Annotated in this window: 11 protein-coding genes; 8 read left to right on the forward strand and 3 right to left on the reverse strand. The window is 64.1% G+C overall.

Annotated elements, in window-relative coordinates:
* Nucleotides 1-36: 36 nt before the first annotated feature.
* A complete protein-coding gene (locus DXT59_RS28540; protein WP_116142227.1) occupies nt 37-552 on the reverse strand; it encodes a DUF3331 domain-containing protein in 516 nt (171 codons plus the stop codon).
* Between the two features lie 241 nt (nt 553-793).
* On the opposite strand from DXT59_RS28540, the gene DXT59_RS28545 reads away from it, so the two are divergent.
* The 6 genes from DXT59_RS28545 to DXT59_RS28570 all read left to right on the forward strand — a co-directional run bounded on the left by DXT59_RS28545 (nt 794) and on the right by DXT59_RS28570 (nt 7,643).
* Entirely contained in the window at nt 794-1,177 is a 384-nt protein-coding gene (locus DXT59_RS28545) for a DoxX family protein (protein ID WP_116141638.1), read from the forward strand.
* Nucleotides 1,178-1,189: 12 nt separating this feature from the next.
* Nucleotides 1,190-1,840 carry an HD domain-containing protein gene (locus tag DXT59_RS28550; RefSeq protein WP_116141639.1) on the forward strand — a complete coding sequence of 217 codons (651 nt, stop codon included), beginning with the start codon at nt 1,190-1,192 and terminating at the stop codon, nt 1,838-1,840.
* A gap of 37 nt (nt 1,841-1,877) precedes the next feature.
* Entirely contained in the window at nt 1,878-3,491 is a 1,614-nt protein-coding gene (locus tag DXT59_RS28555; protein ID WP_240324725.1) for a DHA2 family efflux MFS transporter permease subunit, read from the forward strand.
* 10 nt (nt 3,492-3,501) lie between these two features.
* On the forward strand, nt 3,502-4,566 hold the full coding sequence (locus tag DXT59_RS28560; RefSeq protein ID WP_162878290.1) for an HlyD family secretion protein: 1,065 nt from the start codon (nt 3,502-3,504) through the stop codon (nt 4,564-4,566).
* Between the two features lie 86 nt (nt 4,567-4,652).
* The gene (locus DXT59_RS28565; RefSeq protein WP_162878291.1) at nt 4,653-6,122 is read left to right on the forward strand and encodes an efflux transporter outer membrane subunit; all 1,470 of its coding nucleotides are present in this window, start codon (nt 4,653-4,655) and stop codon (nt 6,120-6,122) included.
* A gap of 57 nt (nt 6,123-6,179) precedes the next feature.
* Entirely contained in the window at nt 6,180-7,643 is a 1,464-nt protein-coding gene (locus DXT59_RS28570) for a mechanosensitive ion channel family protein (protein WP_116141642.1), read from the forward strand.
* A 76-nt stretch (nt 7,644-7,719) separates the two neighbouring features.
* Here DXT59_RS28570 and katG read toward each other — a convergent pair whose 3' ends face one another.
* Nucleotides 7,720-9,933, reverse strand: coding sequence for a catalase/peroxidase HPI (gene katG / locus DXT59_RS28575; protein ID WP_116142232.1), 2,214 nt, complete (start codon nt 9,931-9,933; stop codon nt 7,720-7,722).
* Nucleotides 9,934-10,441: 508 nt separating this feature from the next.
* Here katG and DXT59_RS28580 point away from each other — a divergent pair.
* On the forward strand, nt 10,442-11,389 hold the full coding sequence (locus tag DXT59_RS28580) for a sialidase family protein (protein ID WP_162878292.1): 948 nt from the start codon (nt 10,442-10,444) through the stop codon (nt 11,387-11,389).
* A gap of 97 nt (nt 11,390-11,486) precedes the next feature.
* The gene (locus DXT59_RS28585) at nt 11,487-12,056 is read left to right on the forward strand and encodes a GNAT family N-acetyltransferase (RefSeq protein WP_116141644.1); all 570 of its coding nucleotides are present in this window, start codon (nt 11,487-11,489) and stop codon (nt 12,054-12,056) included.
* A 3-nt stretch (nt 12,057-12,059) separates the two neighbouring features.
* On the opposite strand, the gene DXT59_RS28590 is transcribed toward DXT59_RS28585, so the two are convergent.
* A complete protein-coding gene (locus DXT59_RS28590) occupies nt 12,060-13,019 on the reverse strand; it encodes a nitrilase-related carbon-nitrogen hydrolase (RefSeq protein WP_116141645.1) in 960 nt (319 codons plus the stop codon).
* Nucleotides 13,020-13,113: the final 94 nt, after the last annotated feature.

Genomic DNA, 13,113 nt, shown 5'->3' on the forward strand with positions numbered 1-13,113 from the left:
GGTGATTGAACGGCGGGCGCGGCCGGAGCGCACATGTTACGGCATAGCCATCGCGCAACGTTTTAAATGTTTTGAATCTAATGTTCGATTTTTTTGAACCTGCCGGACATAGCCGGCGCGGAGCAAGGGCGGTACGCCGGCCGGGCGCATCGCCACGCGTTCCAATTCGGCCGCCAGGATCATCGCGAAGCAATTGGCGGGACGATTCGGGCTGCGCCATTGCGGTTTATAGATCGCGTCGCCGCGGCGGATGGCGCGGCCCGTCAACGCGCAAACGCCCCCTCGCCGGGCTTGGGCGCGAATCCAACGCTGGTCGAGATAGCGGCATTGCGTCGAATCGCTCCACGAGACGAGCAGCGACTGCGCGTTTTGTTTTTCGACGGCAATCACCGACGTGCCGAGCAGCACGCCCGCCACGGCCGGCCCGGCGTCGCCGTTCTTAGGAATGCGGCGTCTCGCGGGATCGATAGGCGGCAGCAATATCGGCCGCGGTTTGCCGGGCTGCGCGTGAATCAGCGAGAGCATCTGCTCCCAACGATCGAATTCGTTCATATGTTTTTGCCCTCGCACGTAGCTGCGCTTCACCTCTTTCAATTTCCGTACTGCATCGTAGCAACGCGGACTCGGCGCGCGAATTTAATCGTTCTGAATACTCCTGTTGCCCCGCCCGCAAGGACAAATCATTCGGGTTTTAAGAAGCTTTCAGGCTTAACCAAGGATTTCGGCACGCGGTTCCAGTAGTCTTGATACAAGCAGGACGAGGCGAACGGTCACCTGCGCCGAGGAACACCCGATGACCCACACCACCGATATCGCGTTGCTCTTCTTGCGCGTCAGCGCAAGCGTGTTGCTGTTGATCGTGCATGGCCTGCCGAAAATCCGGCACTTCGCCGCGCAAGAATCGGCCATCGAGGACCCGTTTCACCTCGGCAAAAAGCTCACGATCGGATTCGCGATTTTTGCCGAAGCCGTCTGTCCGCTCTTGATCATCGCCGGGTGGGAGACGCGCCTGGCCGCCCTTCCGGTGATCGCCGTCACCGCCATCGCGCTCGCCCGCGTGCATCCGGAGTGGACCGTCGAACAAGCGCAGTTCGCTTGGATGCTGCTCATCCTATTCGGCACGATCGCTATCGCGGGCCCCGGGCACTATGCGCTGGCGCCCTTGATCAAACTTTGAAGAGACGTTGCGATGACCCGAACCGTCGCCGGCATTTCGATCCCGGACAGCGAGATGGCACAGGCCGCATTGGCGACCGCACGCGCCGCCAAACCGGAAATCCTATTTCGTCATTCGATGCGCGTTTTTCTATTCGCGGCCCTTATCGGTCGAAACCGCGGGCTTGTGCACGACTCGGAGCTGCTCTACGTGACCGCGCTGTTTCACGACATCGGACTGACCGCCGCCTACCACGGATCGTGCAAGCGGTTCGAGGTCGACGGCGCGAACGCGGTCCATGCCTTTCTCGCCGGCTACGGCGTGCCGCAGGAGATGCTTTCCGAAGCGTGGTCGGCAATCGCGCTGCACACGACGTTCGGCATTCATGCGGACATGCCGTCGCATACCGCACTCGCCTCGTTGATCGCGGCAGGCGTACAAGCCGAGTTGCTGTGCATGCACACGGACGAGATGACGCTTGCCGAGCGCAACGCCGTCATTCACGAATTTCCGCGCGGAGAGCAGTTCAAGGAACACATCATCACCGCATTCGCACAAGGCATGGTGTGGCGCCCCGATACCACGTTCGGTACGGTCAACGCGGATATCCTCGAACGGTACGACCCGAACTATCGCCGCCGGAATTTCTGCGGATTGATCCTCGGATCGAACTGGGACGACTAGCACGCCAAGGCGCCCCAACCACCACCAGGCATCCGCGATGAACGACCCCGTCCTGAACCGGCCTATCGCCGCGTCCTCGAGCGCGGAGCCGGGCGCGACCGCGCCGGCAGCCTCCGCGAACTCATCGCTGCTGCTGGGCCTCGGCCTGGCAACGGGCATGGAGTTCTACACGTTCGACAGCATGAATCTCGTGCTACCCGACTTGACGGGCACGCTGGGCGTCTCGGCCGACGAGGCCAGTTGGCTGCTGACCGTCTACAGTTGCACGCTGTTCCTAGGGGTACCGGTATCGGTATGGCTTGCCGGTCACGTCGGCTACAAGCGTTTCCTGCTCGCGACGATTTGGGCGTACGCCGTCGCCTCGATCGGTTGCGCGCTCGCGCCCGGCCTCGATTCGATGTTGTTCTGCCGTGCGCTTCAGGGACTGGCGGGGGCCGGTCTCGTCGTGTGGTGGCGCGCGAGCATCTACGTGCTGATGCCCAAGCCGCAGCGCAGCGCGGCGCTCATGCGCGTATCGACCGTGCTTTATCTATCGAGCGCCGCGGGCCTGCTCGCGAGCGGCTATATCACCGACCGCTACGACTGGCGCTTGATCTTCTTGCCCAATCTGCTCTATGCGGGCGGCGCCCTCTGGCTGCTCTCGCGTCACTTTCCGTCGCTGCCGCCGGCCGCGTCGGGGCGTGTCATCGAGACCGACTGGCTCGGCATTGCATTGATCGCCATCGCGCTCGTTTCCTTGCAAATCATTCTAAACCGCGGCGAGATCGACGACTGGTTCGGGTCGGCTCACCTGCGCTTGCTCGCGTTCGCCGGCGCCGCCGCCTTCATTGCGTTCGTCGCGTGGCAAGCGAGCACCGCCAATCGCACGCCGCTCTTATGTCTGGATTTGCTGCGCGATCGCCATGTGCTGTCTTCGGCGGTGCTGGGCGTATTTACCGGCATGATTCTCTCGGGCAGCGTCTTCGTGCTGCCCGAGTTCCTGCGCAACCTGGCCGATCACACTTACAGCGCCACCCAGACTGGTCAGATCATGTGCGTCTACGCGCTGTGCGCGGCGGGGCTGCGCCCCGCGGTAGTCGGGCTCGTGACCCGCGTGGGTCAGCGTAAGACGATCGCGATCTCGCTGCTCATGCTGCTCGCATCGATGCTCGTCTTTCACCAGTTGATGACCGCCGGCACACCGGGCCCGCGTTTCGTGCTGCCGCTCGTGCTCTACGCCTGTTGCCTCGCGCCGCTCCTACCCTCCGTCGGCAGCGGCACCGTTGCAAGGATCGACCAGAACAAGCTGCTCGACGGCGTCTCCCTCTATATGACGTTTCGCCAGTTCGGCGCATCGCTGGGCGTCGCGCTGCTGACCATTCTCATCGCGCATCGGGAAACGCTACACTCGTCGCGCCTTCTCGAGCACGTCCGCTCCGATTCCGTCACGACGCGAAGCTGGCTCTCGTCGATGCAAACGGCGCTCGTCGGTCACGGCGGGCAAACGCCGTTCGACGCCGCTCAAGCCGCCGTCCATCTGCTCGCACACGAAGCGGCTCGTCAAGCGGCCACACTTGCCTACGCCGATGCATTCGCATTCATGGCCGCGATCGGCGTGCTCGCGCTGTGCGCCCTCGCGCTCGTCCCACCCACCCCTGTCCAGGGCAAATAGCAGGTTGCATATGGCCGTGACAACGCATTCATCCCTCGGTATCCGGCATATCGCCGGCTTATCGGCGTGTGCCGCGCTGATACTCGTCGCACTCTATATCGTCGTGCCGGGCTTTTACGCACAGACGACGAACGACGCCTACGTCGATGCGCACGTCGTCTCCATCATCCCGAAGGTGCCAGCCTACGTGCAAACGCTGCACGTAGACGACAACAGCAGCGTCAAACCGGGCCAGTTGCTGGTGGAACTCGATCCGCGCGAGTACGCGGTTCAACTGTCCCAAGCCAAAGCGAGCTTGGCCGACGCCGAGGGCAAATTGCAGGAAGCACGCGATGAAATCCCCGTTGCCGATGCGCAGGTGGCGCAGCAGCGAGCGGAGCTGGAGGTCGCGCAGGCCAACGCGAAGCTAGCCGCGATCAATCTGAGCCGGCTGGAGTCCGTATCGGATATGCGCGCCATCTCGTCGCAACGCGTCGACGAAGGCAAAAGCGCGGCCGCGAGCACGCGGGCCGCCACACTCGCGGCGCAGGTCCGGATCGCGGGGGCGCAGGCGCAGGCGAAACTCGCGCGTTCGAAGGCCGCCACGGCACGAGCCGCCGTCGAGCAGGCGCGAGCCGCCCTCGATCAAGCCGCGCTGAATGTGTCATACACAAAAATCTACGCAACCGAGGCGGGCAGCGTGGCGCGCAAGAGCGTGGAAGCGGGCAATTTCGTGCAGCCCGGCCAACTGTTGCTGTCGCTCGTTCCGCGACATTTGTACGTCATCGCCAACTACAAGGAAACGCAGCTCACGCGCGTGCGGCCCGGCCAACGCGTATCGATCGACATCGATGCGTTCCCGCGCCTGAGGCTGCATGGCCACGTGGAAAGTATCCAGCGCGGCACCGGCTCGCGCTTCGCGCTGCTGCCCCCGGAAAACGCAACAGGCAACTTCGTCAAGGTAGTGCAACGCGTTCCAGTCAAGATCGAATTCGACGATCCGGGCGAGGCGTTGCGCTGGATCTCCCCCGGTATGTCGGTCGAAACGCGCATCTTCGTCAGGGAGCAGCCGCGATGGCTCGGTTTCCTCAACTAGCTGCCGCTTGCGTGGCGGCCTTCCCAAGGTATGCGGGCACGCGCGCGTCAGGGCGGGCTCGTTCTCGTGTCTTGGGGACCGCGGTATTGGCATCGATCGGCGCCGTATTCGCGGGCTGCACCGTCGGGCCCGACTATGTCGCGCCGAAAGCCGCGATGCCCGCGCGCTACGTGGAGCGGCATGCGATGCCGGCGCGCGTCGAAGATCCGGTGCACGCGGCGCAACTCGATACTTGGTGGAAAAACTTCGGAGACCCGACGCTCGACGCGTTGATCGACGAGGCGCTGCGGCAAGCGCCGGATATCGAGCAAGCCGAAGCACGCGTGGGCGAGGCTCGCGCGCTGCGCGGCATCGCGGGCGCGGCCGATCTGCCGGAAGTCGATGCCGGCTCGGCCTACAAGCGCACGCACGGCAGCGCGAACGTCCCCCTCGGCGTACAACCGGGCGGGCTAGGCCGGGGCGCCAACGGCAATCTCTGGCAAGCGGGTTTCGACGCCTCGTGGGAGATCGATCTATTCGGCGGGGCGCGCCGCGGCGTCGAATCGGCCGATGCGTCGTATCAGGCCGAACTCGCCTCGCGCGGTGACGTGACCTTGACGCTCGTCGCCGAAATCGCACGCGACTACGTCGAACTGCGAGGCGCGCAACGCCGCCTCGAAGTCGCACGCGATAACCTCTCGATCCAGCAAGACGCGCTGGCACTCACTCGCTCGCAGTTCGACGCGGGACTCGCGTCTCGCCTCGATGTGTTGCGCGCGCAGGCGCAGGTTTCGGACACGCAAGCCGAATTGCCGGCGCTCACCGAGACCGCGCGCGCCTCGATCTACCGGATCGGCGCATTGCTGGGCCGCCCGCCCGAAGATCTGCTCGCACGCCTCGACGTTTCAGGCGCCATTCCGGCGCCGTGCGCCGACGTCCCCATCGGTCTGCCGTCGGACCTGCTCCAGCGCCGCCCCGATATCCGCGCTGCCGAGCGGCGGCTCGCGGCGGCCAATGCGCGTATCGGCATGGCAAAGGCCGATCTTTATCCGCACTTCTCGCTCACCGGCGCGGCCGGACTCGAAAGCTTGAACGCATCGACGCTGCTGACGGCGCCCAGCCGTTACCTCGCGGTCGGCCCAAGCGTGCGTTGGTTGATCTTCGATGCCGGCAAGGTTCGCTTCGCGGTGAGTGCGGAACAGGCGCGGACCGATCAAGCCGAGGCGGCCTACCGGCGTACGGTGCTCGACGCGCTGCGCGACGTGGAAACGGCGCTCGACGCGTACGGTCAGTCGCGTGTACGGCGCGAGCAGCTTGCCGCCGAGACGGCAAGCGACCGCGATGCCGTGACCCTCGCCACGCGGCTCTATCGGCAGGGACTGACCGACTTCATCTCGGTGCTCGACGCCGAACGCTCGCTCTATAAGGCCGACGACAAGCTCGCGCAGACCGATCGAGACACGGCGCTCGCGCTCGTGGCGCTCTATAAGTCGCTCGGCGGAGGCTGGCACACGCCGCCCGCAGCGCAGACCCTGCCCCGCGAGCAAGACGCCGCGGCCATCGTCTTGCAGCGATAGCGGCGTCGTTCGCTTCGCCTCTCACAACGTTCCTTTTCTCGCGCCGGCGCTACCTCCATGTCCACTCTATCGAAAGCCGTCCTATGGGGCGTGCCGATTCTGATCGCCGATTTCGCGGTATGGCGCTTGGCCGCTCGCCGAAATTCGACCTTCGAGACGGCGTGGCGCTGTGCGATGTTCGCCGCGCTCTCTTGGCTCCTCTACAGCAACAACTTAAGCCCGCTCGCGGTCCCCTCCGCCCCCGGCCGCCTCGAGCGTCTAGCGCTGCAAGCCATCGCGCTCGGCTGGTGGCTACAGGCCGCACGCTTCGTCACCTTGCTGCTCGACCGCTTGCTGCTGCCCGCGTCTTGGCATACGCAGCGGCTTTTTCACGATGTGGCCGCCGGCGTCATCTTCGGCGCTGCCGTCGTCGCGGCCTCCGGTTATGTGCTCGGACTGCCCGTGAGCGGACTCGTCGCCACCTCCGGCGCGATGGCCGTCATCTTCGGCCTAGCGATTCAAAACACGCTCAACGATATGTTCTCCGGGCTAGTGCTCAGCACATCGCGGCCGTTCCAATTGAACGACGTCGTAAGCATCGGCGACCTCGACGGCCGCATCGTGGAGAGCAACTGGCGGGCGACGAAGCTGATCAACAGTCTCGGCAACCTCGTGGTCGTGCCGAACAGCGTCGCCGCGAAAGCGACGATCGTCAATCTGAGCGAGCCGCCCAAGACGCACGGCATCACGCTCGTACTGAACATCGACCCCGGCGTGCGGCCCGCCATCGTATTGGAGGCGTTGGAGCGCGCAGCCGTCAGTTCGAACGAGGTGCTCGAGAGCCCCGCGCCGTTCGTCACCGTCAAGACGTTCGGCACGAATGCGATCGAATACGAACTCGTCGGCTATGTCGACTCGCTGCGCAAGAAGATCGTCGTGCAAAACGAACTGTACGACCTCGTGCATCGTCATCTGTCGGCGGCGGGAGTCGGCTTGCGGGCGCTTGCGGTACCGCCTGCCCCCGTGGAGCTCGTCTCGCACCGGCGCCGATTGCTGCGGTCGGTGGCGCTTTTCCGTCATGTGAGCGACGACGATCTCGCGATGCTCGAAAGCGCGCTCACCGAACGCCGCTACGACAAAGACGAAGTGATCTACACCTCCGATGCCGAGGAGCGCGTACTGACCATCGTCGACTCGGGGGTCGCCTCCGTTACGGTACCCACGGCAGCCGGCGACACCGAAGTGCGCCGTATGGTGCCCGGCGACGCCATCGGCCAATCCGTCATACTCGCGGGCATCCAACTACACGCGACCGTGCGAGCGTTGACAGCCGTCACCGTCTATCGTCTGACGAGCGCCGATCTCACGCCGCTAATCGGCCGCAAACCGGAACTCGGGCAAACCATGTGCCGGGCGTTGACGGAACATCGGGCCTTGGAGGAGAAACTGATGACGCCGCCCGAGCACGGCGCGGGTGAATCGTTCAGTCTGATGGCGTGGCTCGAAAAGGGCATGAGGCAACTGCACGACGTGATCGTCTGATCGAATGCGGTGAGGCAAAGACTGCGCCCCGCGAAAGGAAGACCCTGCGCGGAGCGCTATCGGTAACTGCGTCGACTCACGCGAGATCGAAACGATCCAGGTTCATCACCTTGACCCAAGCGGCAACGAAATCGCGGATGAACTTCTCGCGCGCGTCGTCGCTTGCATAAACCTCGGAGACCGCTCGCAACTGCGCATTCGCACCAAAAACGAGATCCACGCGTGTGCCGGTCCACTTCAGCACGCCAGTTTTCCGATCCCGCCCCTCGAACGTTTGACGCTCGCTCGATGTCGGAACCCACTGCGTTCCCATGTCGAGCAGATGGCGGAAGAAGTCATTGGTCAGCGCCTCCGGCCGCTCGGTGAAGACGCCGTGGGCGTCGTCGCCGGCACGAACGTTCAGCACACGTAGACCGCCGACGAGCACCGTCATCTCCGGCACCGACAGCGTCAGCAACTGCGCGCGGTCGATCAACAGATCCTCGGCCGGAATAGCCACGCCACGCTTCACGTAGTTGCGGAAGCCGTCCGCCAGCGGTTCGAGCACTTCGGCGGACTGTACGTCGGTTTGTTCCTGCGACGCGTCCATCCGCCCCGGCATGAACGGCACCGTGACGTCGCGGCCGGCGTTCTTCGCCGCCTGCTCGATGCCCACGCCGCCGGCGAGCACGATCAGATCGGCCAACGACACTTTCTTGCCGTCCGCTTGCTTGGCGTTGAAGGCGCGCTGAACGCCTTCGAGCACCTCGAGGACGGCGGCCAATTGCTGCGGCTGATTGACCTCCCAGCTTTTCTGAGGGACTAGGCGAATACGCGCGCCGTTCGCGCCTCCGCGTTTGTCGGAGCCGCGGAACGTGGATGCCGACGCCCACGCAACCGATACGAGTTGCGCCACGGAAAGACCCGATGCCGAAATCTGTTGCTTGAGCAAAGCGATATCGTTCTCGTCGATCAGCGGGTGATCGCGCGCCGGAATCGGATCTTGCCAAATCAATTCTTCCGCCGGCACTTCCGGGCCTAGGTAACGCGCGCGCGGACCCATGTCGCGGTGGGTCAGCTTGAACCAAGCGCGAGCGAAGGCATCGGCGAATTCGTCGGGATGAGCCATGAAGCGACGCGCGATCTTCTCGTACGCGGGATCGAAGCGCAGCGCGAGATCCGTCGTCAACATCGTGGGCGTGAGCTTCTTCGAGGCATCGTGCGCATGCGGGATCGTCGCGGGCGCGTCTTTGGCCACCCATTGATGCGCACCGGCCGGGCTCTTGGTCAGCTCCCATTCGTGGCCGAAGAGGTTTTCGAAGAATCCCATGCCCCACTGCGTCGGGGTGGCAGTCCAGGTGACTTCCAATCCGCTCGTGATCGCGTCCGCTCCCTTGCCGGTCCCGAACGCATTCTTCCAGCCGAGACCCTGGTCTTCGAGCGGCGCGGCCTCGGGCTCGGGTCCCACGTTTTCGGCGGGCCCCGCGCCATGCGTCTTACCAAACGTATGGCCGCCGGCGATCAACGCGACGGTTTCCTCGTCGTTCATGGCCATGCGGGCGAACGTATCGCGGATATCGTATGCCGCGGCCAACGGATCGGGATTGCCGTCCGGCCCCTCCGGGTTGACGTAGATGAGTCCCATCTGAACCGCGGCCAGGGGATTCTCGAGGCGGCGCGCCTCGTCGGCCGCCACGTTCTGGCCGGGCAGCGGGGGCTTGCCGTACCGGACGTCGCCGGCGAGCCACGTTTTCTCGTTGCCCCAGTACACATCGAGATCGGGCTCCCAAGTGTCCTCGCGCCCCCCTGCAAAACCGAACGTTTTGACGCCCATCGTTTCGAGCGCCACATTACCGGCCAGAATGAGCAAGTCGGCCCACGAAATCTTCTGTCCGTATTTTTGCTTGATCGGCCACAACAAGCGGCGCGCCTTATCCAGGTTCCCGTTGTCGGGCCAGCTATTGAGCGGGGCGAAGCGCTGTTGCCCGCGCCCCGCGCCGCCGCGGCCATCGCCGGTCCGGTAGGTGCCGGCGCTGTGCCAGGCCATACGAATGAACAGCGGACCGTAGTGGCCGAAGTCCGCCGGCCACCAATCCTGCGAATCGGTCATCAGCGCCGCCAGGTCTTTTTTGACGGCCGCCAGATCGAGGCTACGGAATGCCTGCGCGTAGTCGAATCGCTCGTCGAGCGGATTCGATGCGACGCCGTGCTGACTCAACAGATCGAGCCGCAATTGCTTGGGCCACCAATCACGGTTGGTCGTGCCACCGCCGGCACCATGATTGAAAGGGCATTTTGCCTCGGTCGACATCGTTTTCTCCTTATTGAATCCGCCGTTGCGTGCGGCGCGATTGGCGTCCGCCCACACCGGCGAACAGTACCGATACCCTAAAAGAGAATAAGTCGAATGTCCTGAATGTCCACTGAATATTTCTGACGTGCGCGGCTTGCGTCCGTCGAGCAACTCGTATGAAGGTATACGGGCGCGTTTAGAATGATCACCCGTTTTCCGCTAAAGACCACTTCCGGTCACGCTCATGACATTGTTTAGCCGATTACCCTTCGTACGTTTCACCGTCTTCTCGACACTCCTGCTGGCCGCATGTTTCGCCGCAAGCGCACCGTCCCGCGCAGAGAGCATCACCGCCCCCGAGCAACCGCAGCCCGTGCTCGACTGCGAATTGCGGACGGGCGCCTGCGGACCGTGGAAATTCGCCGGGCAAACAACCTATGCGTTCGCGAACAGCGCGGATCGCAATCACGCCCACGATGTTTTTCGGCTCTGGGCGGATGGCGAGAACGCCTACGTCGGAGTCAACATGCGCTGGGATCTGGTGCGTCTCATGTCGCCCCCGACGTCGGGCCCCCTTGGGAATCCTTTGTACGAATGCGATGCGCGCAACGCGAAATGCGAGCTCGTCAAGATGGATGACGAGCAGCGCGTAACGCACATCCTCGGCGGCCACGGGGATGACAGGGTGGCCGAAGTCGAAACCTATAGCGGCGACAGCCTTAATTCATTCGAGCCTTCATACGCACGATCAACCGATCGCGGCCGTACGTGGTCCACGATCAAACTGCCCACTGCGTGCACGCAGCGAGCGTCCTGCACCTTCGCATTCCCGGCCCCTCACCGATACTTGCTGCTCGTGACCGATATCCTCGACGACTCGTTCGACGCATGGAAGACGCGAATCTTCCTATCGAACGACGACGCGCGAACGTGGTCGCCTCTGACGCAGGGCGAGGGCATTGCCGCGTTCGGATGGAACGCCGCGATCACGGCCCATGCCGTCAACCTGGTACAAGGGCGGGACGACGGAGCCAAGTCGATCGTACAAATCGACGAAACCGGGAAAACAGCCACGTTGTTGAGCAACGCGGATCAACTGCGCGGCCGGGTCAATCTTCTGCTCGCCCAAGGCGATACGCTCTATGCGCTGCTCGATAGCGGCGCGTATCCGGCTCCCGGCGCACGCCTTTATGCCGTCAAAGACGGGGCTGCCGCCGCGGTTTGGACAAGCAACGAGAACGCGGGTCGTGCCTGGGCGACGCCCGAATTGCTCGCGGTCGAAACATGGGATAAGAATGAAATGATCGCGTCGGAAGGGGAATTTCGCACCAAGCTTCACGTCAGCACCGACCATGGCGCCCATTGGCGGCGTTACGTGATGCCGAACGAACTCGTCAACAGCGAGGTAACAGTGACGGGCCGCCGTATCTGGGCCGTATCGGGCAAGGGAATTGCCTACCTCGACGTGCGTTGAGCGCCGCGCGAGCGGCCGGCCCCTGGCACCGCCGCTTGCTTGAATGCCGAAGGCAATACACTGCCGCACATCGACCCACTCGCACCGTTGCATTCCCATGCCGCTACCCGACGTCTCCACGCTCACGACCGCACGTCTCACGCTGCGCCCCCTTCGACCGGAAGACGCCGGCGCGATGTTCGCGATGTATTCGAATACCGAATTCATGCGCTACTGGTCGTTTCCCGTCATGAAGCGCTACGAGCAAGCGGTCGATTACGTCGCCTGCCGTATCCAAGGCTCGGCGACGCAAACCGAGATCTTTTGGGCCATCGATCTCGCGGCGACGCATGAAATGATCGGCACCTGTTGCCTATTCAACGCGGACCCGGTCTCCAGACACGCGGAAATCGGCTTCGGCTTGCACCGCCCCTTCTGGGGCCGCGGCTATATGACCGAAGCCGCGCAAGCTGCTGTCGATTGCGGGTTCGACGCGTTGAACTTGCATCGCATCGAAGCGGAAATCGACCCGCGCAATACCGCGTCGGCACGCGTGCTGGAGCGCCTCGGCTTCATCAAGGAAGGGTTACTGCGCGAGCGTTGGATCATCGACGGCGAAATATCGGACGGAGCTATTTACGGACTTTTGCGCAGCGACCGGCGCCCGGGTGTCGCCCATGGTCGATAGCCGCTAACGCAGCGGCCGCCTTCTGCCGACGACCGCAAAGCTCACCGCTACCGATCCGCGCGCGCAGGCCTCGCGCTCGGGTTGCGGCCACGGCCGCACATCGCCCGAGGGTTGCGCTTCCGACGCGTTCAACGACGCGTAGAGTTCGGGCCTGCGCGCGGCGAGCCAGCGGCGTGCGTCGCTGTGTTGCGCGAGGGCTGGATCGATCGACGCCGTCGCCACGGGCCGCTGCGGGCGCTCGCCTTGCGCGATGACCTGGCCGCACGGGTCGGCGATCAACGCCACGCCCGGCGTGCACGCTCCTTTGCGCGCGGCTTGCGCATCGCTCAGCACGGCGAACATTCCATTGTCGCCGGCGCGAGCCGGAATCGAACGGGCGAACCACGCCGGATCGGGCGACGCATCGGTCCGCCCCGCGCTGCTGCGATGCGGCGCGACGAGCAACGTCGCGCCCTTGAGCGCGGTCACGCGCGCATTCTCCGGCATGTAGTTGTCCGCGCCGATCAAGATGCTCATCTTGATCCCCCACGGCGTATCGAACACCTCGAACCGCGCACCGCTCTGTAAATGCGGACTCTCCATCGAGTACACCTTGCGGTGCACATGCCGCGCGCCGCCGGGCATGCAAACGACGTAGCTGTTGTAGAGCGCGCCATCGTCCGCCCGCTCGACCCAACCGACACCGGCCGCCACGCCGGTCGTTTCCACGGCGCATGCGACTGCCTCGATCGAAGGTCCGTCGAGCGGCTCCGAAAGCGCTTCGAGTTCCGCGCGCCGAAGCCTCTCCACGCGGGCCGCGCCGACGAGGCTCATCTCGGGAAACACCGCCAAGCCCACCCGGTCACGGGCAAGCGCGCTCAAGTGCTCGGCGATCGCGCCGAACGGCGGCTGCCGTCCGGCGGCGCAAGCCGCGGTAAACGGCAACGCGGCAACACGCAGAGGCGAAACGGAATGGCTCGACATGGCATGGAGGAATCGGCGATGGGATAGCGCTATTGGAGCGCCGGCCATTCGATTAGTAAAATGAATGCTTTTACCGATTCGATTCCTGAAACGA

Source organism: Trinickia diaoshuihuensis (assembly GCF_003390925.1).
Lineage (GTDB): Bacteria > Pseudomonadota > Gammaproteobacteria > Burkholderiales > Burkholderiaceae > Trinickia > Trinickia diaoshuihuensis.

Excerpts from the sequence above, each read along its gene's own strand:
- DXT59_RS28540 (WP_116142227.1), bottom strand. The coding sequence starts at position 552 with ATGAACGAATTCGATCGTTGGGAGCAGATGCTCTCGCTGATTCACGCG.
- DXT59_RS28545 (WP_116141638.1), top strand. The coding sequence starts at position 794 with ATGACCCACACCACCGATATCGCGTTGCTCTTCTTGCGCGTCAGCGCA.
- DXT59_RS28550 (WP_116141639.1), top strand. The coding sequence starts at position 1,190 with ATGACCCGAACCGTCGCCGGCATTTCGATCCCGGACAGCGAGATGGCA.
- DXT59_RS28555 (WP_240324725.1), top strand. The coding sequence starts at position 1,878 with ATGAACGACCCCGTCCTGAACCGGCCTATCGCCGCGTCCTCGAGCGCG.
- DXT59_RS28560 (WP_162878290.1), top strand. The coding sequence starts at position 3,502 with ATGGCCGTGACAACGCATTCATCCCTCGGTATCCGGCATATCGCCGGC.
- DXT59_RS28570 (WP_116141642.1), top strand. The coding sequence starts at position 6,180 with ATGTCCACTCTATCGAAAGCCGTCCTATGGGGCGTGCCGATTCTGATC.
- katG (WP_116142232.1), bottom strand. The coding sequence starts at position 9,933 with ATGTCGACCGAGGCAAAATGCCCTTTCAATCATGGTGCCGGCGGTGGC.
- DXT59_RS28580 (WP_162878292.1), top strand. The coding sequence starts at position 10,442 with ATGCGCTGGGATCTGGTGCGTCTCATGTCGCCCCCGACGTCGGGCCCC.
- DXT59_RS28585 (WP_116141644.1), top strand. The coding sequence starts at position 11,487 with ATGCCGCTACCCGACGTCTCCACGCTCACGACCGCACGTCTCACGCTG.
- DXT59_RS28590 (WP_116141645.1), bottom strand. The coding sequence starts at position 13,019 with ATGTCGAGCCATTCCGTTTCGCCTCTGCGTGTTGCCGCGTTGCCGTTT.